The 20857-nt window shown below is 44.5% G+C and carries 19 protein-coding genes and 3 tRNA genes; 15 read left to right on the top strand and 7 right to left on the bottom strand.

The window, feature by feature from the left end:
* Positions 1-140: 140 nt before the first annotated feature.
* The 7 genes from lrp (at position 141) to V7R55_RS16770 (ending at position 8394) form a co-directional block, all read left to right on the top strand.
* A complete protein-coding gene (gene lrp / locus V7R55_RS16740) occupies positions 141-626 on the top strand; it encodes a leucine-responsive transcriptional regulator Lrp (RefSeq protein ID WP_014949635.1) in 486 nt (161 codons plus the stop codon).
* A 289-nt stretch (positions 627-915) separates the two neighbouring features.
* Complete coding sequence (locus V7R55_RS16745) at positions 916-3720, top strand: DNA translocase FtsK (RefSeq protein ID WP_334060407.1); 2805 nt, start codon at positions 916-918, stop codon at positions 3718-3720.
* Positions 3721-3736: 16 nt separating this feature from the next.
* Complete coding sequence (lolA, locus tag V7R55_RS16750; RefSeq protein WP_334060408.1) at positions 3737-4519, top strand: outer membrane lipoprotein chaperone LolA; 783 nt, start codon at positions 3737-3739, stop codon at positions 4517-4519.
* A complete protein-coding gene (locus V7R55_RS16755) occupies positions 4506-5813 on the top strand; it encodes a replication-associated recombination protein A (protein ID WP_334060409.1) in 1308 nt (435 codons plus the stop codon). The genes lolA and V7R55_RS16755 overlap by 14 nt, the downstream gene beginning before the upstream one ends.
* A 75-nt stretch (positions 5814-5888) precedes the next feature.
* Positions 5889-6272 carry a fluoride efflux transporter CrcB gene (crcB, locus tag V7R55_RS16760; RefSeq protein ID WP_334060410.1) on the top strand — a complete coding sequence of 128 codons (384 nt, stop codon included), beginning with the start codon at positions 5889-5891 and terminating at the stop codon, positions 6270-6272.
* 10 nt (positions 6273-6282) lie between these two features.
* Positions 6283-7581: a serine--tRNA ligase gene (serS, locus tag V7R55_RS16765; RefSeq protein ID WP_334060411.1), complete on the top strand. Its 1299-nt coding sequence runs from the start codon at positions 6283-6285 to the stop codon at positions 7579-7581.
* 99 nt (positions 7582-7680) lie between these two features.
* On the top strand, positions 7681-8394 hold the full coding sequence (locus V7R55_RS16770) for an SOS response-associated peptidase family protein (protein ID WP_334060412.1): 714 nt from the start codon (positions 7681-7683) through the stop codon (positions 8392-8394).
* A 76-nt stretch (positions 8395-8470) separates the two neighbouring features.
* Here the strand turns inward: V7R55_RS16770 and V7R55_RS16775 are convergent, their stop codons facing one another.
* The 6 genes from V7R55_RS16775 to V7R55_RS16800 form a co-directional block, all read right to left on the bottom strand.
* Positions 8471-8908, bottom strand: coding sequence for a host attachment protein (locus V7R55_RS16775; RefSeq protein WP_334060413.1), 438 nt, complete (start codon positions 8906-8908; stop codon positions 8471-8473).
* A 364-nt stretch (positions 8909-9272) separates the two neighbouring features.
* Positions 9273-9620 carry a TusE/DsrC/DsvC family sulfur relay protein gene (locus V7R55_RS16780; RefSeq protein WP_334060414.1) on the bottom strand — a complete coding sequence of 116 codons (348 nt, stop codon included), beginning with the start codon at positions 9618-9620 and terminating at the stop codon, positions 9273-9275.
* Positions 9617-9961 (bottom strand): hypothetical protein, encoded by a 345-nt coding sequence (locus V7R55_RS16785; protein WP_334060415.1) that lies wholly within the window; start codon positions 9959-9961, stop codon positions 9617-9619. The genes V7R55_RS16780 and V7R55_RS16785 overlap by 4 nt, the downstream gene beginning before the upstream one ends.
* Positions 9961-10329: a DsrE family protein gene (locus tag V7R55_RS16790; protein WP_334060416.1), complete on the bottom strand. Its 369-nt coding sequence runs from the start codon at positions 10327-10329 to the stop codon at positions 9961-9963. Before V7R55_RS16790 ends, V7R55_RS16785 begins: the two co-directional genes overlap by 1 nt.
* A complete protein-coding gene (gene tusD / locus V7R55_RS16795) occupies positions 10329-10718 on the bottom strand; it encodes a sulfurtransferase complex subunit TusD (RefSeq protein ID WP_334060417.1) in 390 nt (129 codons plus the stop codon). The genes V7R55_RS16790 and tusD overlap by 1 nt, the downstream gene beginning before the upstream one ends.
* A gap of 56 nt (positions 10719-10774) precedes the next feature.
* Positions 10775-11440 carry a Bax inhibitor-1/YccA family protein gene (locus V7R55_RS16800; protein ID WP_014949619.1) on the bottom strand — a complete coding sequence of 222 codons (666 nt, stop codon included), beginning with the start codon at positions 11438-11440 and terminating at the stop codon, positions 10775-10777.
* A gap of 239 nt (positions 11441-11679) precedes the next feature.
* Here V7R55_RS16800 and V7R55_RS16805 point away from each other — a divergent pair.
* Positions 11680-11771 (top strand) — tRNA-Ser (locus tag V7R55_RS16805).
* A gap of 142 nt (positions 11772-11913) precedes the next feature.
* Positions 11914-13380 (top strand): DUF3360 family protein, encoded by a 1467-nt coding sequence (locus V7R55_RS16810; RefSeq protein WP_334060418.1) that lies wholly within the window; start codon positions 11914-11916, stop codon positions 13378-13380.
* Between the two features lie 182 nt (positions 13381-13562).
* On the opposite strand, the gene V7R55_RS16815 is transcribed toward V7R55_RS16810, so the two are convergent.
* The gene (locus V7R55_RS16815) at positions 13563-14468 is read right to left on the bottom strand and encodes a LysR family transcriptional regulator (RefSeq protein ID WP_334060419.1); all 906 of its coding nucleotides are present in this window, start codon (positions 14466-14468) and stop codon (positions 13563-13565) included.
* A gap of 205 nt (positions 14469-14673) precedes the next feature.
* Between V7R55_RS16815 and V7R55_RS16820 the strand changes: the two genes are divergently transcribed.
* The 6 genes from V7R55_RS16820 to V7R55_RS16845 all read left to right on the top strand — a co-directional run bounded on the left by V7R55_RS16820 (position 14674) and on the right by V7R55_RS16845 (position 20798).
* Positions 14674-15123 (top strand): DoxX family protein, encoded by a 450-nt coding sequence (locus tag V7R55_RS16820; protein ID WP_334060420.1) that lies wholly within the window; start codon positions 14674-14676, stop codon positions 15121-15123.
* Between the two features lie 90 nt (positions 15124-15213).
* Positions 15214-16098 carry a DODA-type extradiol aromatic ring-opening family dioxygenase gene (locus V7R55_RS16825; protein ID WP_334060421.1) on the top strand — a complete coding sequence of 295 codons (885 nt, stop codon included), beginning with the start codon at positions 15214-15216 and terminating at the stop codon, positions 16096-16098.
* 182 nt (positions 16099-16280) lie between these two features.
* Positions 16281-16372: transfer RNA gene (locus V7R55_RS16830), tRNA-Ser, on the top strand.
* A gap of 306 nt (positions 16373-16678) precedes the next feature.
* Positions 16679-16770 (top strand) — tRNA-Ser (locus V7R55_RS16835).
* 249 nt (positions 16771-17019) lie between these two features.
* Positions 17020-19134 carry a 5-histidylcysteine sulfoxide synthase gene (gene ovoA / locus V7R55_RS16840; RefSeq protein WP_334060422.1) on the top strand — a complete coding sequence of 705 codons (2115 nt, stop codon included), beginning with the start codon at positions 17020-17022 and terminating at the stop codon, positions 19132-19134.
* Positions 19135-19334: 200 nt separating this feature from the next.
* Positions 19335-20798 (top strand): aminotransferase class I/II-fold pyridoxal phosphate-dependent enzyme, encoded by a 1464-nt coding sequence (locus V7R55_RS16845; RefSeq protein ID WP_438823604.1) that lies wholly within the window; start codon positions 19335-19337, stop codon positions 20796-20798.
* The last annotated feature ends 59 nt before the right edge of the window (positions 20799-20857 follow it).

Below are 20857 nucleotides of genomic sequence, written 5' to 3' on the forward strand. Positions count from 1 at the left end.
AACTTCGTTTGGCAGCTATCAGTATCGAAAGCCTGTAATAATATTTTGCGAGTATACGTCATAAAAAAACGAACTATCTGCTGAAGAATCCGCATTTGTGGCATATAATTCTTCTAAAAGTAGACTGTGAGGTATTTTATATGTTGGTAAAGACGCCAAAACACCTAGACCGAATAGACAGGAATATACTGGTGCAGCTGCAGAAAAACGGGCGTATATCTAATGTTGAACTCGCTAAAGAGGTTGGCTTAAGCCCAAGCCCTTGCTTGGAAAGAGTTAAGAGGCTAGAGGCTCAGGGCTATATAAAAGGCTATCATGCTGTCGTTGATCCGGAAAAACTAGGCGCAGCTATGCTCGTATTCGTTGAGATTACACTAACCAAAACATCGGTGGATATCTTTGCAGAATTTTCTGCTGCGGTAAAACTGCACGACGATATACAAGAGTGTCACTTAGTATCGGGAGATTTCGACTTCTTACTAAAAGCGCGAGTTGCAGATATGGGCAGCTATAGAAAATTATTGGGAGATACATTATTGCGTTTGCCGGGTGTAAGTGAGTCTCGCACCTATGTAGTGATGGAAGAAGTAAAAAGCACATCGTCATTGCGCATTAATTTGAAGTAATGAAAGCATGGCTCAATTGTGTGTTTTTATGGTAGGCTGTGCAAAAATACAGTATTTGTGTGAAACCAAGGGATTGTTGCGGTTCACATACAAAAGGGTAGGGGAGCATTTTAATAGTTTTTTATTAGGTTCAGCTACTTACCAAAATTACTCAAATAATAATTATGTAGGGATTGCAAAGAGTTCGCTAAGCTCTTTGTAGCGTTTAGCGCAAAGATAGTTCGTATGGACTAAGACCATTAGTCGATATAAAACTACATGCGATAGAAATTGAAGGTTCTTTAGGGTTATGGCGCGATTAACAGGGGTTCAGCGAGTGTGGGAAGCAGGCATGATTATAGCCTGTGTTTTCGCCTTTTTCTTATTGCTGGCACTAGTATCTTTTCATCCGGGCGACCCAGGTTGGAGTCAGGCTGGATTACAATTAGACATTCACAACTGGGTTGGCGCAACTGGGGCATGGGTTGCAGATTTATTACTATTTTCGTTTGGTTTTCTTGCTTATTTGCTCCCATTTGGATCTGCATTCTTAGGTTGGTTTCTTTTCCAGCATATTAAAGAACTGGACGAATTCGACTACCTTACCATTGGGTTGAGAATTATCGGTGGGTTATTAATGGCCCTCGGCGCAACGGGCATCGCCAGTATCAATTTTGATGATATTTACAACTTTTCAGCCGGCGGCTTTGTTGGAGATGTGATTAGTTCAGCGCTTATACCGTATTTTAATACCGCCGGTACTATCTTATTGCTACTTTGCTTTTTTTGTACGGGCTTCACGCTTTTAACGGGTATAAGCTGGCTTACTATTATCGACAGATTGGGGGAAGGTACGCTGTGGTTGGGGCGCAAAACCCTGTCTGCACCACAACGACTATTGACACTTGAAATGCCACGTTTGGCGCTGGCCAACAAATCTTCAAACCAAGAAAGCACCGACACAGCAGAGCTGGATATTACCAGTATGCGAGCAGAGCCCTTAGCTGCTTCCGCACAAGCTCAGGAACAGCCACAGCAAACGCCTACGCAGAGAGTTACACCGACTCGCAATGAACCATCTTTCAGTATTGATGAACTTGACAATGAACCACCGCTTTATACTTATGATGGCGGCGAGAGCGCGCAAACTGAAGGTAAGTCGACGCAAGATAGCGAAAACTTGCAAAGCGATGAAGCGCTTTCAAACGCGGGCGAAAGAGAACCTGAGACCAAGAAGTCAGCATTTTCACTATCAGGTATGCGCAATGCGGTAACGGGTAGCTTTAAAGATAAATCAGGGTTAGGTAAATCTAACCAAGATGAGCCAGTGTCGTCAGAAAGTGAAGATACCCGAAGTGAGCCTCAGGCTCAGCAAAGCCCCCATATTAACTTTGACGAGCTAGAAGAATTTGACGAAGACTTGCCTTATGAAACGGGAAGTAAGCCTGCGCCTTCGGTAAGTGTTAGCGACTCATCAGTGCCTGCAGCACAGGCACAAACGGCGCACTCACAAACAGAACAGGCACAAACAGCGAGCCAAGAAAGCACCCAAGCATTCGCGCCTGCAGCACTAGGTGCTAAACCGGTTAAACCGAAATCGGGTGAGGTTGACCCTGATTTGCCACCTATGCCGTCATTTGATTTGCTTGAACGTGCTGACAAACATGAAAACCCATTAACACCAGAAGAAATTGAAGGTATTTCTCGCTTGGTTGAAGAGAAGTTGGCGGACTTTAATATTGAAGCCACTGTAGTGGGTGTGTACCCGGGGCCAGTAATTACGCGCTTTGAGCTTGATCTTGCGCCTGGCGTTAAAGTGAGCAAAATTACAGGGTTGTCAAAAGACTTAGCCCGTGCCATGTCAGCTATTTCAGTTCGGGTGGTAGAAGTTATCCCAGGTAAGTCGGTGATTGGGCTAGAACTCCCTAACAAAAAACGTGAAATGGTGCGTTTAAGCGAAGTAATTAGTTGCGATACGTTCCAGGCTAATAAATCGCCTTTAACCATGGTGTTAGGTGCAGATATTTCTGGACAGCCAGTAGTGGTTGATTTAGCTAAAATGCCTCACCTTCTAGTTGCTGGTACTACAGGTTCAGGTAAATCTGTGGGTGTGAACGTAATGATCTTGAGTTTACTTTATAAGAGCACGCCAGAAGACGTTCGCATGATCATGATAGACCCTAAAATGCTTGAGCTTTCGGTGTATGAAGGTATACCCCACTTGCTTTCTGAGGTTGTAACCGACATGAAAGAGGCTGCCAATGCACTTCGCTGGTGTGTTGGTGAAATGGAACGTCGTTATCGCTTAATGAGTGCCCTTGGTGTGCGTAACCTCAAAGGTTATAACGCTAAGGTAGAAGAAGCCATTGCTAACGGCACGCCAATTAAAGATCCGCTTTGGAAGAATGAAGAGAGTATGGATGCCGAAGCGCCAGACTTAGAAAAACTTCCAGCTATTGTTGTGGTAGTGGATGAATTTGCCGACATGATGATGATTGTGGGCAAGAAAGTGGAAGAACTTATTGCGCGTATTGCTCAAAAAGCCCGTGCGGCAGGCATACACCTTATTCTAGCTACCCAGCGTCCGTCTGTAGATGTTATTACTGGTTTGATCAAAGCGAATATTCCAACCCGATGTGCATTCCAGGTTTCAAGCAAAATAGACTCAAGAACTATTCTCGACCAACAGGGCGCTGAAACTTTGTTAGGTATGGGGGATATGCTTTATCTACCACCTGGAAGCCCAGTACCCACCCGTGTTCACGGCGCGTTTGTAGACGATCACGAAGTACATGCGGTAGTGGCCGACTGGCAGAAGCGCGGTGAGCCAGAGTACATTGACGAAATTCTTAACGGAGAAGCTACCGCAGAAGTATTATTGCCAGGTGAGCAGCCCGAGGGCGAGGACCAAGAATTCGATGCATTCTACGATGAAGCCGTTGCATTTGTTACCGAAACGCGTCGTGCGAGTGTTTCAAGCGTGCAGCGTAAATTTAGAATTGGTTACAACCGTGCAGCACGCTTAGTTGAACAAATGGAAATGAGTGGTGTCGTAAGTGCACAGGGGCATAACGGAAACCGTGAGGTGCTTGCACCGCCGCCCCACAAAGAATAACGAATGGATTGAATAAATGAATAAAGCAGTTTCGGTTTATTTTATTAACACATTTTTTGTAGGTGCACTATCGGCAGCGAGTGTAGCAATTACTTCTGCCAATGCGTCTGTAGAGCTTAACGCAGCAAACATAGCAATAGCAGATAGTGCTAGTGAAGACTCCGTTAGTGCTGACGCTACAGGCAGCAAGAATGACGATATCAGTTCGTCGCTGCAAGCTTTGTTAAGCGGTATGAAACAGTTTCGTGCTGGCTTCAACCAAACAGTGGTAGACGCCCAGCAGAACCTAGTGCACGAGGCCCAGGGTACGTTAACCATGACTCGCCCTAGTAAATTGCGCTGGGAAACCACGTTTCCTGATGAAACCCTGTTGGTGGCAGATGGCGAATCAGTGTGGAATGTAGATACTTTCGTAGAACAAGTAACCGTGCTATCACAAGCCAACGCGATTAAAGACAACCCTATCGTTTTGCTTACCTCTACGGATGAAGCAACGTGGTCTAAATTTTCTATCAGCCAGATGAGTAGTGGCATAACTACCGACAATTCGGCCACTGACATCAACAATGATAATGCCTTGCAAAGTTTTCAGATAACACCAAAAGAAGAAGGCGGTCAGATCGTTACGCTTACTTTAACCTTCAATCAAGATAATGAACTCGCTTCTCTTAATATGCTTGATGCACAACAGCAAATCAGCACGTTAGTGTTCAATAATATTGAAACTCGCTTTCCCGTGCCAGCCGACACCTTTTCAGTTGATATTCCTGATAGCTTCATAGTTGATGACCAGCGTTAATCAAGATTTCGCGCCGCTGGCGGCGCGCATGCGTCCAGTTACCATAGACGAGTACAGCGGTCAGGAACATTTACTTGGTGAGGGCAAACCGCTTCGTAAAATGTTAGAGGCGGGGCACTGCCATTCTATGATCTTATGGGGGCCGCCAGGTACAGGAAAAACAACCCTCGCTGAACTTATCGCACAGTACACTAATGCGTCTGTATTGCGTATTTCTGCGGTTACCTCTGGGGTAAAAGACATCAGAGCCGCTATGGACACGGCTGAAGATAACGCCCGTTATAATCAGCGAACGCTACTCTTTGTAGACGAAGTGCATAGGTTCAATAAAAGCCAGCAAGATGCGTTTTTACCATTTGTTGAGTCTGGCGTGGTTACCTTTATTGGCGCAACGACAGAGAACCCGTCGTTTGAATTAAACAAAGCCCTGTTATCTCGTGTACGGGTTTATGTGCTAAAGACACTTGAACACGAAGCTCTATCTGAATTGATTGATAGAGCGCTGGGCGATTTTGAAAAAGGTCTGGGGGACAGGGCCCTTGGTATTGACGAAACAGCCAGAAACGCGCTCATCGATTTAAGTGGCGGCGACGCACGCCGTCTTCTCACGTATTTGGAACTAGCTGCGGACTTTACCGGAGAAAACGATATTACCGTTAGCGATGTTGAGCATGCGGTAGGCGAGAAAGTTGCGAGCTACGACAATAAAGGCGATACCTTCTACGATCTGATATCAGCCTTTCATAAATCTGTTAGAGGCTCAGATCCAGACGCAGCCCTTTACTGGTACGCAAGGATCCTTGATGGAGGCGGAGACGCTCTATACGTGGGAAGACGGCTTCTTGCCATCGCATCAGAAGACATTGGCAACGCCGATCCAAGAGCTATGCAGCTATGTATAAACGCATGGGATACCTTTCATCGCGTAGGACCAGCAGAGGGTGAGCGGGCTATTGCGCAAGCTGCCGTATACTGTGCGTTGGCTGCAAAAAGTAATGCGGTCTATATGGCATTTAACGAAGCAAAAGCATTGGCGCGAAAAACCTCTGATGCACCGGTTCCTATGCATTTACGCAATGCGCCTACGTCGCTCATGAAAGAGCTCGGTCATGGCGACGGCTATCGCTATGCCCACAACGAGCCGAATGCATTTGCCGCAGGAGAGTCATACTTGCCAGAAAGTCTTACCGGAACTCGCTTGTATAACCCTAATGAGCGCGGTTTAGAAAAAGCGCTTAAAGCCAAGCGTGATTTTCTCGATTCACTTAATGCGAGAAGCAACAATAAAAGGTAGAGTTGTACACATGCACCTCAACTAATCCAAACACTTTGGATTAGTTCATAATAAGAACGCGCTAGGGAGTTTTTCGTGCCTCAAGGGTTAGCTTTGTACTGTTTCATTGCCGCTGGCGGGGCGACCGGCGCCTGTTTACGCTATTTTGTTACCACAAGTGTTGATTCCTTATTTGGAAAACACATGCCGTTTGGTACACTAACGGTGAATGTGGTCGGGTCGTTTGCACTCGCGTTGCTATACGGCATTATCGAACGTCACGATTTAAGCGATTCTCCTTACCGTGCGCTCATCGGTGTAGGCTTATTAGGTGCCTTTACTACATTCTCAACATTTTCTGTTGAAACCTTAACTTTATTAGAAAACGGGTTGTGGCTTAAAGCCGCAGCAAATGTATTTCTTAACGTTGGCGCTTGCCTAATAGCAGGTTGGCTAGCCATTCAATTAATGAAAGGATAATTAGAAACACATGTTAGATCCAAAGTGTTTGCGAAGCGATATAGAACAAACAGCTAAGCGATTAGCTGCCCGTGGTTTTGACCTCGATGTAGCAGCTTTCAGTTCGCTTGAAGAAAAAAGAAAAACACTTCAGTCCAGAACACAGGATCTGCAAAACGAGCGTAACGTACGAAGTAAGTCCATTGGTAAAGCAAAAGCACAGGGCGAAGATATTGCACCGCTATTGGCTGAAGTGGGAAAACTGGGTGACGAGCTTGATGCCGCTAAAGCGGAACTTAGCGAACTGCTGGAAGAAATAAATACCCTTACGCAAGGCATTCCTAATTTGCCTCATGAATCTGTTCCTGAGGGTGAGAACGAAAACGATAACGTGGAAATTTCCCGTTGGGGTGAGCCTCGTACGTTTGATTTTGAAGTAAAAGATCACGTTGATGTTGCAGAAGGCTTAAACAATGGCCTTGATTTCGCAACGGCAAGTAAGCTTACTGGAAGCCGTTTCGTAGTGATGCGCGGCGATATTGCTCGCCTAAACCGTGCCATAGCTCAGTTCATGCTAGATACCCATACCCAAGAGCATGGTTATCAAGAAATGTATGTGCCTTATTTAGTTAACGCTGATAGCTTATACGGCACCGGCCAGTTGCCTAAATTTGGCGAGGACCTATTTCACACTAAGCCAGCCACTGAAGAAGGGCAGGGACTAAGCCTAATTCCAACGGCGGAAGTTCCGCTAACAAATATTGCACGCGATGAAATATTAGATGCGAAAACGCTGCCTGTGAAAATGACAGCGCATACGCCTTGCTTCCGCTCAGAAGCCGGTTCGTACGGTCGTGATACTCGCGGCCTTATTCGTCAGCATCAGTTCGACAAAGTTGAACTTGTACAGTTAGTTAAGCCGGAAGAGAGCTTTGACGCGCTAGAAGCACTGACAGGGCATGCTGAAGTTATTCTTCAAAAGCTAGAATTGCCGTATCGTAAAGTGCTGCTATGTACCGGTGACATGGGCTTTGGTGCATGTAAAACCTACGATCTTGAAGTATGGCTACCTGCACAGAATACTTATCGTGAAATTTCATCATGCTCTAACATGTTGGACTTCCAAGCGCGACGCATGCAGGCTCGGTTCCGTAACCCTGAAACGAATAAAACTGAACTGCTTCACACATTGAACGGTTCTGGTTTGGCGGTAGGGCGCACGCTTGTTGCTATTTTAGAGAACAATCAGCAAGCAGACGGAAGCGTTACTATTCCTAAAGCGCTTGTGCCTTATATGGCTGGCCAGGAAATTATTAAAGCAAGCAAGTAACCCACTTTGAAGTGGCGAATCATTTCCGCCAGTAATAATATGAAATCCGATATGAGTATTCGTATCGGATTTTTTGTATATTACTGATGGATATTCTTTATGTGCGGATTTATACAACGTATTACTGACTCACCAGACGTTATAGCGCTACTTGAAGAAGTCGGGCTTACACAAACTATTCCGCTTTTTGTCAACGAATCTTCCTCAAGCAATGTCATTAACTTTTATCCAGCATTTGGAAAAGCGCCTGAACGCCAAATTACCAATTTAATTGTGTCTGATGATAGCACCATAGGTGCGACATGGTGGTTTGATGCTAAGCCCGTTGGCAACACGCTAGAGGTTGGGAACAGAACAACATTTAACGCGCGAAACTTAGATAGCCCTTATTGGGGAAAGTTTATTCGTGAACGGCGGGCTATAGTTGTAGCAACGGCAGTAGGCGAGTCTAACCCGGTTGGAAAAGGCAAATCACATTATTTAATGAAGCCCACAAGCGGCGCCTTACTTATTGGCGCGGTATACCGGCGGTTTAGTAATGGGTTGTTTTCCTGTGCGGTGGTGACACGTCCGCCCATAGATGGTTTTAGTCAGTATCATGAAAAATCTATTCCATGCTTTCTTCCTCACGATAGTCACGCTATTAATGCATGGCTAACCGCTGACAAACATGGCTCGTTAAATGATGAGGTAGAGTATATTTTGAATAACCCTCGCATTTATACCGACCTTGAAGTAACGCGAGTAAAAACGTTTAAAAGCGCTCAGGCAATGGGGGAAGTCAATATATTAATGGCTGACGAAAACTATTGATTTAAACTAGCAAGGGAACAAATAAAGGCGGCTATAACAACAGCCGCCTTTGACAACCTCTGTGCTAAAAAACATTTTATTTAAGGTAGGAAAGCAAGGTTTCCTCGTCCGCGCTTAAAACATTCTTTTTCACTTCTTTATCGACCACGTCTGAACATTGAGATGACATTCCGTTTCTCAATTTTCCAAGAAACCCTGGCCCGCTAATAATATCTATTGAGCCTAGCGCACCTCGTTTACGCTCGCCATCCAGCCAGTCAGCAATGTCACTAGCAAATCGTTCATCTTCGAGTTCAGCGGCATCTTTTCGGTTCATGCTATCAACGCCCGGTACCTGCGAAGCGGGAGCCGATTGCCTGCCGGGTTTATCTGTATAAATGTCTTGGTCACTCGCGCCACTAAACTCATTGTGCCATTTCTTTACTTCAACAAGCGCACTTCCGTGGTTGGTATAGGTGTAAGCTGTGGCGTTGTCGTGGTTGGCCACAATTACGTAGTGTTTCTGAACTGTCATACAGCCTCCTATGTCCATTTATGTAAAACATTCACGTTTATGGTGTTCGGTGAAAGGCAAGTATGAAAAATGTGCCTAAAACCTCAGTTAAAACGCTAATGTAAAAGAGGTGTTGCAATATCAACACCAAAGCCAAGAAAGATAACAATAGGGTGGCGCTTCTTATAGCTATCTCGAATTAAGCTTCAACCCGAGCAGCAACTTAACGAGTGCTTTTAGTAGAAGGCTAGTAGGTGAGGTTAAGCCCGTCGATACACAACAATCGATACTGCGATATGACGAGTAAATAATCTCGAGGAATATGCGAAAGGGAAAAAGGCTAGCAGAGGGGCGCTAGCGCTTTATATAAAATGCGTAATCGCCTTTACAAGCACTTCGCAGGTTTTGGTAATCCAGCTAGTTTGGTGGCTTGCTTAGCCGGGCCTTTTTTAAAGAGTCGCTGCAGGTAGCGGCTATTACCTTTTTCTGGCCCAAACTTATTGGCCATAGCTTTCACCAAAGCACGAATCGCTGGGCTGGTTTCGTACTCTTCATAGAATGCGCGTACGAAGCGCACCACTTCCCAGTGGGCTTCGGTTAATTTAATGTTCTCTTCTTGCGCCAGCAACTCAACCATACCTTCTTCCCAAAGGGTATAGTCGAGTAAATACCCGGCTTTGTCTGTAGGGATCGCTTGCCCTTTATAATTGAAGCTATAGGTTTCTTGTGTCATGAAAGGGGTATCCAGTGCTGATTTTTTGCTGATATTGCAGCAAATTCTTTGTGGGAAATTGGATTAATATGTTCGGGCAGATTTGCGCCCCTAGCAGCCGCATCTGTACTCAAGAACGACAGGCTAAGCGTTGGTTTGTCTTTTGCCGTGCTTTCTACCGTACTTTTTTCCGTATTTCCTACCATATTGGCCAGCTGCTCAAAAAATGCGGTGTTTAATGCAGGGGCATAAACGCCATCACCGACAAATACAATATGAGTAGAAGTCGATTGCTCAAAAGTGGCTTCAATAAGCTGTTTGTATTCAGTGCTCAAATTTGGCGTTGAAATAGTAATAAGCATTAGAAGGTCACCACTTGATCTACGCTTTTGATAAGCGCGACTTTTTCTTTTGGGGTTATCCACTCACAGTCTAACCCATCAACTAAACTGTTATTAGCAAGAACCTGTTCAATGTCGTAGGTATCTGCACTTGCTTTACACACAAAGCATTCTTCGATATCGAAAAACGGCATGCTAGCCAAACGCTTAGTGTGATTTTTTAGCCCTTTGGTAGATGCTGCTTTAACAAGCTGCAGCACACCTTGGTTTTCAAAAAGCACTTTAACATCGTGCCCATAGTTTGTTGCAGCAAGCGCAAAATCTAAACCGTCTTGGCTTTTAGCATTGGAAAATGGGCTTTGTGTAAACCTTATAAGTAAGCTTGCCATTAGAACTGCACCAGCCTGTTGCACTCGTGGAGCGCAGTGAAGAATTCGCCCAAGCCTGCTTGCTCGAAAGGCGCGGTTAAATTGGCCTGAGACAGCCCATTTTCTTTCGCCTCTAACTCACTCACAATACCTCGTTTAACGGCGGCGGTAATGCATACAAGTAATTTCACGTTGTTTTCAGACGCTAGAGTCTTCCAGCTATCAAGTACGAACAGATCGTCACCCGTGTTTAGCATTAAGTTATTAGTGTGGTGTACACCTTCGCTATAAAAGAAAACATTGTTTATTACATCACCATTATCAATAACACCTTGCGCAAATGCGAGGGCGCGTAACGCGGTATCGCCTTGAAACGGTGATGATGTGATAAGTATTGAATATTCTGCCATACAAATAAAAACACCCCGGTTAAGGGGTGTTTCTCTTTTCAACCTTTAACGCTAAATTAATCGTCGCCGCCAAATGCACCTAGAAGGTGAAGGATAGACGTGAACAAGTTGTATATGTTCAAGTATAGCGAAACTGTCGCGCGAATGTAGTTTGTTTCGCCACCGTGGATGATACGGCTTGTATCAAACAAGATGAAACCTGACATAATAAATACAATCGCTGCGCTAATTGCTAAGCTTACCGCTGGAACTGCGAAAAAGATGTTCGCAATCGCAGCTACAAGCACTACAACTAGACCTACTACCAAGAATCCGCCCATAAACGAGAAGTCTTTCTTAGTGGTAAGTGCGTAGCCAGAAAGCGCGAAGAACACTAGTGCTGTCGCACCCAATGCTTCCATGATTAGACCAGGACCGGCTACACCTAAATAGAAATTAAGCGTGTAACCAAGTGATGCACCCATTAAACCTGTGAATGCAAACACCCAGTAGATACCAGATGCCGAGTCAGCTTTTTTCTGAACTACAAAAAGAGTAATAAAAGCGCCGATAGTCATAACAAGAGACATCATAGGAGAAATGCCTACTGCCATTGCTATACCAGCACAAACCGCACTAAACGCCAGTGTCATCGCAAGCAGCATATAGGTGTTGCGTAGAACCTTGTTCGTCTGCAATACCGATGGTTGAGATGCACTTGAATACATCGAACGTTGATCCATTGTTTCCTCCAAAAGGACTTATGATATGACCAAAATGGTACACAATTGTTTAGTGTATGTTGTATGGGTTTTAGTTCCCATTTTCAAGTAGTTTCAGATGAAAATGGTGTCAGGTGAATATAAAAACATCTCTTATACGTGCTAAACAGTCTATTTGATTGAAATCTCGACACTTAGACAACTTTTTTAATTTTTCGCTTTACAGCCATAAAAATATCATTAAGATACGCAGCACTTCAGGAGAGTTGGCAGAGCCCGGTTTAATGCACCTGACTTGAAATCAGACGTGGGGTCAAACCCACCGGGGGTTCGAATCCCTCACTCTCCGCCAAATACAAGAAACCCGCACATGTTGCGGGTTTTTTTATGCCCGTCTACCACGTTAGACTTTCGTATAAGACCACAGTCGCATTGTTACATCTTGTTCACATGTTTAGGCTTGCGCTTTTCTTCGCGCAATCTAAAGGTGTTATGTGTCACAAGAAAGGTCTTCTTATCAAAATCTTCACAAACCAAGTAGTAGCTTTGAATCACGAGACGATTATTTAAACCACGAATTACAAATACTTTCTCCTAAACGTTGGCGGTTAAATCTACCCGGTAAAGACTACCGCGTTGAGTGGGAAGACTTTGTGCCAGGCATGGCGGCGACGATAGGAAAAATCGTTATGGTTGCAGCCGTAGTAGGTGCATTCGCGGCGCCACTCGGTCTATCTCCTGAGTTCGTTATTGAAAACGTGCGATTCGAGCTGCTTATTGCCGCCGTATTGTTCGTTATTTTGATTTCTGGTTTTCTCAACCCATCTGCCAATTTAGCTGGTACACACGGGCCACTTTTGCCACTAGTGCCTCTAATAGTCGCATCTGGTGGTCACCCCATGGCGCTTGGCCTGCTTATCGGTTTGTTTGGTTTCATATTAGGCATCACAAAGGGCGGTAGCATACTGGCAAAACTCACCAGTAACGGTGTGTGCGGTGGACTATTATTATACTTGGGCTTTATAGGCATTACAGGTCAGGTTAAAAAGCTATTTGCGTGGGCAGAGAGCTTTGATATGGCCTATTTAGCATTTGTAGTGCTGATTGCCACTATTCTTATGTACGCATGGCTAGAGCATATTAAAAAACGCTGGTTAGCCATTCCGCTCGGTGCGGTGATGGCAGCAGCAATAGCTTTTGCTTTCGGCGCGCCGTTCGAGTTCACTACCTCGCCGGGTGTGCCTAATCTAAACCCCGCGTACTGGTGGGGAGAAGACACAGGTTGGAAGCTAGGGTTACCAGATTGGTCGCATTTCATTGCTGTGTTGCCTTTTGCTGTGCTTGCGGTATCTATGTGGTCGCCAGACTTTTTAGGGCACCAGGTCTTCCAAAAGCTTAGCTACCCGAAGAAGAGTGCAAGAGCACACATGAACATCGATGATACTATGATCGCTGCTTCTAGCCGTCAGGCGGTAGGAAGCTTATTAGGCGGGGGCAATATCTCGTCATCGTGGGGAACCTATATTATCCCTGCGTCTATTGCGCGTAGACCTATTCCCGGAGGAGCATTAGTTACAGGCCTATTGTGCATTGTCGCTGCGCTATGGGGATACCCTATGGACTTAGCCATTTGGCCTCCGGTGCTATGCGTGGCTTTAATAGTTGGCGTGTTTCTTCCGTTAATGGAAGCGGGTATGCAAATGACACGAGAAGGTAAGACAACTCAATCTGCGGCATTGGTCGTCATTTCATCTGTACTGGTTAATCCAGTATTTGGATGGTCTTTTACCATGCTGTTAGATAATTTGGGTGTAGTTGGATGCAAAGACAGGGCAGGTGACTTAGGCAAAGCAGGGCGCTGGGTTATTCCTGGCATCACTTTCTTAGTATTGTGCACGGTTATGGCGTTAATCGGTATGTTTCCCGGTGTGCCGGCAATTATGGAAAGCTTCAGAATGTAGTGTTGTAAATATACGGCGTGGTTTTTTTACACGCCGTTTTAGCTCCTTGAATTTGTCGCTTGGCTTATTTGCTTGGTGTTTCTCTTATCTCTTCTTTTGTTTTGGTCCTTCGCGCGGGCTAGATAACTTAACCTCACGGGGGGGGGGGTAAGGTTACGCGTAACTGTTTTTCGCTTGCTGCCTTACTCGTCCCAATGCGGGATATCGCCAAAGTAGTCTGACAGGAAGTCTATGAAAACCCGTAGCTTATTGGATATAAGCTTTCTGTGTGGGTAAACGGCGTACAACGAAATTGCTTGCGGTATGAATTCGTTAAGTATGGCTACCAATTCACCGTTTTTAAGCGCTTCACCTACGATAAAAGTAGGCTGAAGTACGTATCCTTCCCCCTGTTTCGCAACATTGGAAAGAACCTCGCCGTTGTTTGCTGTTAGTTTAGGCGTTACCTTCTGAGTATTCGATTTTAGCGCTGAAAAAAGTGCCGACTCATCGTTATCGTAGCTCACATAAGAATATTCAAGATAGTGCTCAGGCCTTAAATCTTTGGGGTGTAATGGGATACCGTATTTTTCCAGATATGCGGGAGAAGCGCACAAAGCAAGCTTAATAGTTGTTATCTTTTTAGCCACCAGCGTTGAGTTGGCAAGGTGACCTGCACGTATTGCGACATCAAACCCTTCTTCTACAACATCAATTTTTCGATCATTAAGCTGCAAGTTTATCGATACGTTAGGGTGTGCTTGTTGAAAGGCGCTGAGAGCGTCGGCTAAGTGAAGTGTCGAAAACGTCACAGGAGCACTTACGTATAAAACTCCCTTTGCTTGTGTACTTAGCAATCCTAGCTGACTTTCCATGTCGCTTACACTTTCAAGAATATGATTTGCATGTTGCAAACACTGTTGACCGGCTTCGGTTAAATGGATCTTTCTTGTAGTGCGGTTAAACAAGCGTGTATCAAGTTGCTTTTCTAGCTCTGCAATGTATTTACTCACCAGTTGGTTTGACGTGTCGAGCCTTTCGGCAGCTTTGGTGAAACTGCCCTCATTTGCAACAACGCTGAATGTTTTCAATAGCGATAATTTATCCATTCTTAATCCGAGTTGATTGACAATATCATGTTGGTAATCATTCAATATTTTTCGTCTTTATTCAATGGGTGTTGATAACTATTCTATGCTCATACGGTTAACGCAGTCGCTACTCAGAAAATGTAAGCAGCGCGCTTTAACGTTTTAAGTTACGACACTTTTAAATTTGACACTTTCTATCACAAAATATGTTGAGGATAAGGCAATGAATAAACAATTTTTGAAAAGCATTTTTACATCTAACAATAGTTTCTCTGGCTTGGTTTTGCGCGTTCCAGTTGGCATCATCTTGAGTGCCCACGGTGCCCAGAAACTTTTTGCGTGGTTTGGCGGTTATGGCTTAGAAGGTACGGGGCAATGGATGGAGAGCATAGGCTTAGCACCCGGTTTCTTAATGGCACTGCTAGCTGGAAGCGCTGAATTTTTTGGTGGCCTAGCACTTATCTTGGGTTTACTTACACGTCCAGCTGCTTTGGTAAGCGCCTTCACTATGGTCATTGCTATTTTTAGCGTACATGCTGCGAACGGGTTATTTATGAGCAACAACGGCTATGAATTTGCGCTCGCGCTCCTAGCTGCGACAAGTGCACTGACTATTCAAGGTGGTGGAAAACTCTCTATCGACGCTCTTATTAGCAATAAGCTAAATAAGTAGAGTGGCGGGAGTAGGTTATCGGAGCCAGCTAGGGTTAGCTGGCTGTCCTTGAAACCAAACCCTTAATTGCAGCTAATAATGAGTGATGCTATGCAACAGCAAATCCAGTCGAATATTTACCAACTAGCTCGGATCACGACAGCCTATATTTCCCATGGCGGAGGCCCGCTTCCACTTCTTGAAATGCGAGCAACAAATGATGTGCCGACTAAAGCTTATCACACGGAAATGATTAGTGTGCTGAAAGACCTATCACTAGATCTTCCAAAGCCAGATTTAATCATTGTAATAAGTGCGCACTGGGAAGAAGTAGAAGTGTGTGTGACCACACATCCGCGCCCTTCATTGATTTACGATTATTACGGCTTCCCACAACTGGCGTACTCAATTAAATATCCTGCAGAAGGGAGCAAAGCGTTCGCAACTTCATTAGTTAAAGGTTTGAAAGAGCGGGGCATAACGGCGCACGAAGATAGTGAACGCGGCTTTGATCACGGTATGTTTATCCCGCTAAGTATAATGTATCCCAAGGCTGATGTGCCTTGTATTCAAATGTCGATAACATCTGATTTAAGTGCAGATAAGCATATTAAATTGGGAAAAGCGTTAAGAAAAGCGGTCGAAACTGCTACCAAGGCTAATTCACCGCAAAAACAAATACTAATTTTGGGCTCGGGGTCTTCTTTTCATAACATGCAGGGCTTTTTCGATAACACCAGCGATACAATGCGAAAAGCCACCCGATTTAATAATTGGCTACAAACGACGATGCAAAGCAAGGCATACAGCGAAAATGAGCGCAGCGCTAGATTGGTCGATTGGTTCGAAGCCCCGGACGCACGCTATGCCCATCCCAGAGAAGAACATCTTTTACCACTGCAGGTGTGTTACGGCGCAAACGGTAAAGCAGCTGACAAAGCCATTTCGTTAACACTGCTCAATAAACCCGCAAGTATGTTTGTGTGGCACGATTAATTTTATATCTGCACCTATTTTGGCTGGGGCTTGCACTTCCAAGTGCCGCATAAAAAGAAGATATATTGTGTGTGCTGTTGCCAATTATTGAGCACTTTGATTATCAATTGTTCGCTTAGGCTCAAATGTTACAATTAGTACTTTACAGGCCCACAGAAATCATTAGGATACGCAGCACTTCAGGAGAGTTGGCAGAGCCCGGTTTAATGCACCTGACTTGAAATCAGACGTGGGGTCAAACCCACCGGGGGTTCGAATCCCTCACTCTCCGCCAAATTTGAGAAACCCGCACACAGTTGCGGGTTTTTTTATGGCTGTAATAAATGTTCTGTTGAGTGAGAGGCGACGCAGCGCAGTTCGAGCAGTGTTCGGGAAATATTAGTGCCTTTAAAAGGGCTTTTATATAACTACCGTTGTATTAGCCAGTAAAAATCAGCGCATTAGCAATGAAAATTGATTGTGTTTTAATCTAAGTTGATTAAGCTTCTTGCAAAAAGATGAATATTTCACCAGTTGTTTGATTTAATTGAAATTAGTGCTTTACAGCGTCATGTAAATCATTAAGATAAGCGTCACTTCAGGAGAGTTGGCAGAGCCCGGTTTAATGCACCTGACTTGAAATCAGACGTGGGGTCAAACCCACCGGGGGTTCGAATCCCTCACTCTCCGCCATATTATGAAAACCCGCACATTGTTGCGGGTTTTTTTATGGGTGAAATATTTTCTGATCTCATCCTGTCTGTATCTTGTAACTACAAAACACTTCATAAAAACCAAGTTATGTCGCGCTTTATTCACAAAAGCTTGATATATATAAAAAGGTTTACAATCAACTGAAATCATTACGGCATACAAAAGCGGTACACGTGTATCGCTGGTCCTACGCAGTTGGTAGTAATAACAAGAATTCAAGAGGACATTATGCAGGCAATGCCCACACTTAATCTTCGGGAAGGCACGGTTGAACAAAAAAGACGGGAAATAAAGGCGTATTTCCTCGATTCTTTTGATACCTACGAATCACTTTTCTCTTGCCTAGCGAATGACGAGGTCTTTTACGAGCGACCTGAAAAGCTGCGTCATCCGTTAATTTTTTATTTCGGGCACACCGCTACGTTTTTTATTAACAAGCTAGTGCTTTCAAAGGCTATCAATGAGCGTATCAACCCAAAATTCGAATCGCTCTTTGCTATTGGCGTGGATGAAATGAGTTGGGATGATCTCAACGATGAAAACTACGATTGGCCGCAGGTTGAAGAGGTGCGTCAATATCGTAATCAAGTTCGCACCTTAGTATGCGACCTTATAGATACCATGTCTTTTAGTATGCCTATCGATTGGAACAGCCCAATGTGGCCTGTAGTAATGGGAATAGAGCATGAACGCATTCATTTAGAAACCTCTTCTGTCCTTATTAGGCAATTACCCATTTCGTCTGTACGAACCAGCACAGAATGGCCTGTTTGCCCTACGGTGCTTACACAGTGCGAAAAACTTGCCGCCAACGCTTTAATTACGGTGCCAGAGCAAACGGTAATAAATAATAAAACTTGGGATAGTGCTTATTACGGCTGGGACAACGAATATGGAACTCAACAAGAATCTGTAAGCGAGTTTAGTGCTTCTAAGTTTCTTGTTAGTAATGGCGAGTATTTAGCCTTCGTTAAAGAAGGCGGCTATCACAATGCGAAGTACTGGGAAGCTGAAGGTAATAAGTGGCGAGAATATACCCGAGCCCAGCACCCTGTGTTTTGGGTAAAAAAGGGCGAAGACTATGCCTATCGCAGCATGCTTGAAGAACATCCACTTCCTTTAGATTGGCCAGTAGACGTGAATTATCACGAAGCAAAAGCCTTTTGTAATTACCTAAGTGAGAAGATGGATTCGCTTATTCGCCTGCCCACTGAAAATGAATGGCAAGCGCTACGTAAGCATAGCGGTGTAACGCAACCCATTTATGCCGATGGTTTCAATATTGCGCTGCAAAAATATGCATCGAGTGAACCTGTTAATGTAAATCAGTCAGGCGAGTTTTTTGATGTAGTAGGGAATGTATGGCAGTGGACTGAAACACCAATTTATCCATTTGAAGGTTTTAAAGTTCATCCTCTGTACGACGACTTTACTACGCCAACGTATGATAACAAGCATAACCTCATTAAAGGTGGTAGCTGGGTATCTACTGGCAACGAGGCTATGAAAGACAGCCGTTACGCATTTAGGCGCCATTTCTTTCAGCATGCCGGGTTCAGATATGTTCAAGGAAAGCGAGTTATAGCAGTGAACGATTTTGATTATGAAAGCGATACGCAAGTGTCACAATATAGCGAGTTTCACTATGGTGACGAATATTATGGTGTGCCCAACTTCGCTAAAGCGAGCGCACAATTTTGTATAGACAATATGCAGGGGCGTCAACATAGCAAAGCATTAGATTTAGGCTGTGCTGTGGGCCGTTCAACCTTCGAACTTGCTAAGCACTTCGAACACGTTGATGGTATTGATTTTTCTGCGCGCTTTATAAAAACTGCATTTGATATGCAAGAGCGTGGTGAGATCCGTTATAACCTGATAGAAGAAGGCGAGCTAACCTCATTCAAGGCAAGAAAGCTTTCTGCTTTGGGTTTAGAAAAAAGTGCGGAAAAAGTCGCCTTTGCTCAGGGCGATGCGTGTAACTTAAAACCTCAGTATACGGGCTACGATCTTATCTTTATGGGCAATTTAATCGATAGAGTCTACAGCCCTAGAAAAGTGCTCGCCGATATGGCGAAACGTTTGAACACTGGCGGTTTGCTGATTGTTGCAAGCCCATTTACATGGCTTGAAGAATACACAGAGAGAAGCGAGTGGTTAGGGGGTTATAAAGATGAGAATGGTGAAACACTGAGCTCTACGCAAGCGCTAGAGGATGCGCTAGGCAGCAGCTTTAAGCGCGTTGGCGAGCCCACAGAGCTGCCGTTTGTTATTCGAGAAACCAAACGTAAATATCAGCACACGCTTTCCGAGTTCAACGTGTTTGAAAAGGTAAGCGAGTAAAAGCTAAATGGAAGGGGTAGTGCCACGCTTTAAAATTCAATACGTGGCATTGCGTAGCCTGATATTTATACCTCAATTTATACGGTGTAAACGGTGCTTAAGCCATGCGTTGTGCTTGTTACCTTATGAATAAAACCAGTGATACAAATTAACAGAGAGAGTAAAAGGTAAAAAACATTGTTTGAAAGGGGATGTCGAGGGTGAGCGAAGCGCAAAGTTCACTTCCAGTGTTAAATGCATTTCAACACGAGTTTATGCCTCACAAAGATGTGTGGCAGGCGCCGGCTCATCTTAAACTTGATCAAACTCGGCTTAAGTATTCAGCAATGTTTAGCCGCTTCTATGGCGCAGGAACTTACCAAAAATCGGCCATAGCCTCACAACAAGAGCCTATCGCTATGTGGATAGCCGACATGGATGTACCCCCTTGCGATGAGATAATTAGTGCAGTTACAAAAAATCTTCGTTCAACATACGGTTATCAGTCGCTTGATATTGGTGAAGCGGTGGCTAAACGATTTGAACGCAGTGCACCGAAATACAGCTGGTTCGAGGTTAGCAGCAGTGATGTGGTTGATGTAGCCAGCGTAATAGGCGCAATCGATGTTGCGCTACGTACATTCTGTAAATCTGGACAGAAGGTGATGGTTTTAACACCTACCTATTCGCCCATAACCGAAACAGTGAAGAACAACGATCTAGAACCTGTATATATACCGATAGGGCAGCCACATTGCACGGATGAAGAAAAATATAGTGAAGTAGCGTCGTTACACACCGGTAAATATCAAGGTATTAACGATTCGTCTATCGGCATAGACCTCAACGCATTAGACAAATCAGCAGCGGCATTTGTTATCTGCCACCCAAACAATCCTACTGGCACCGTATTATGCGCAAAAGCACAGCGCGAGATTGTGGGTTTTTGTACGGATCACAATATCTTATTGATTACTGATGAAGTACACAGTGAATTTGCCTTTAACTCACATAACGAGCCGACTCTTATTCCTATCTTTGGATCTGAAATTGACAACGATGGTCTAAATAAAGCTGAGATAAAACAGCATGGAAAACCAGAGGGTACGAGCAATGGGATTACGCCACAGATAATACACGTCAACAGTGCTTCCAAAGCGTTTAACCTAGCCAGTATCCCCGGTGCGTCGTATGCAATTATAAAAGACAAAAAGACGAGAGAAAGGTTTGTCCAAGCCATTAACGAGCGGCACCTTAATGCAAGCAACTTAGGAAAAGTTGCCCTTATTGCTGCCTACGAGAATGGCAGCAACTGGCTTGACAAGGTAAAAAGTGCGTTATCTTTCAATAGAAAGCTTGTTGTGCGCTTTTTTAAGCACTACGGCATTAATGCAAGGTACACAATGGGAAGCGCTGGCTACTTCCTCTGGCTAGATCTCGCCTCATTTCCCTTAAGTATATCTCAACCGATTGTTTCGGATGTTGCCGAAAAAAAGTCGTTAGGCAATGAACCTGATCAAGTTCTCCATTATTCACCTGCTACAAGTGTAGAACAGTGTATAGAGCGGGGAGTCGTTGGTAACGACGGCGCATCCTTTGGCTCTCCGAACTATATTAGACTTAATCTGGCCTGCCATCCTGCTGCTATTGAGGCTGCACTGCTACGCTTGTGCTTTATATCTTAGCTGGTCGCATACGCCCACTCTGACTCACACGCCCATTGGTTTGTTATCGAACCCTCATT

Source organism: Alteromonas sp. S005 (genome assembly GCF_036864475.1).
Taxonomy (GTDB): domain Bacteria; phylum Pseudomonadota; class Gammaproteobacteria; order Enterobacterales; family Alteromonadaceae; genus Alteromonas.

Coding starts and splice junctions, on each gene's coding strand:
- lrp (WP_014949635.1), top strand. CDS start 141: ATGTTGGTAAAGACGCCAAAACACCTAGACCGAATAGACAGGAATATA.
- V7R55_RS16745 (WP_334060407.1), top strand. CDS start 916: ATGGCGCGATTAACAGGGGTTCAGCGAGTGTGGGAAGCAGGCATGATT.
- lolA (WP_334060408.1), top strand. CDS start 3,737: ATGAATAAAGCAGTTTCGGTTTATTTTATTAACACATTTTTTGTAGGT.
- V7R55_RS16755 (WP_334060409.1), top strand. CDS start 4,506: ATGACCAGCGTTAATCAAGATTTCGCGCCGCTGGCGGCGCGCATGCGT.
- serS (WP_334060411.1), top strand. CDS start 6,283: ATGTTAGATCCAAAGTGTTTGCGAAGCGATATAGAACAAACAGCTAAG.
- V7R55_RS16770 (WP_334060412.1), top strand. CDS start 7,681: ATGTGCGGATTTATACAACGTATTACTGACTCACCAGACGTTATAGCG.
- V7R55_RS16775 (WP_334060413.1), bottom strand. CDS start 8,908: ATGACAGTTCAGAAACACTACGTAATTGTGGCCAACCACGACAACGCC.
- V7R55_RS16780 (WP_334060414.1), bottom strand. CDS start 9,620: ATGACACAAGAAACCTATAGCTTCAATTATAAAGGGCAAGCGATCCCT.
- V7R55_RS16785 (WP_334060415.1), bottom strand. CDS start 9,961: ATGCTTATTACTATTTCAACGCCAAATTTGAGCACTGAATACAAACAG.
- V7R55_RS16790 (WP_334060416.1), bottom strand. CDS start 10,329: ATGGCAAGCTTACTTATAAGGTTTACACAAAGCCCATTTTCCAATGCT.
- tusD (WP_334060417.1), bottom strand. CDS start 10,718: ATGGCAGAATATTCAATACTTATCACATCATCACCGTTTCAAGGCGAT.
- V7R55_RS16800 (WP_014949619.1), bottom strand. CDS start 11,440: ATGGATCAACGTTCGATGTATTCAAGTGCATCTCAACCATCGGTATTG.
- V7R55_RS16815 (WP_334060419.1), bottom strand. CDS start 14,468: ATGGATAAATTATCGCTATTGAAAACATTCAGCGTTGTTGCAAATGAG.
- V7R55_RS16820 (WP_334060420.1), top strand. CDS start 14,674: ATGAATAAACAATTTTTGAAAAGCATTTTTACATCTAACAATAGTTTC.
- V7R55_RS16825 (WP_334060421.1), top strand. CDS start 15,214: ATGCAACAGCAAATCCAGTCGAATATTTACCAACTAGCTCGGATCACG.
- ovoA (WP_334060422.1), top strand. CDS start 17,020: ATGCAGGCAATGCCCACACTTAATCTTCGGGAAGGCACGGTTGAACAA.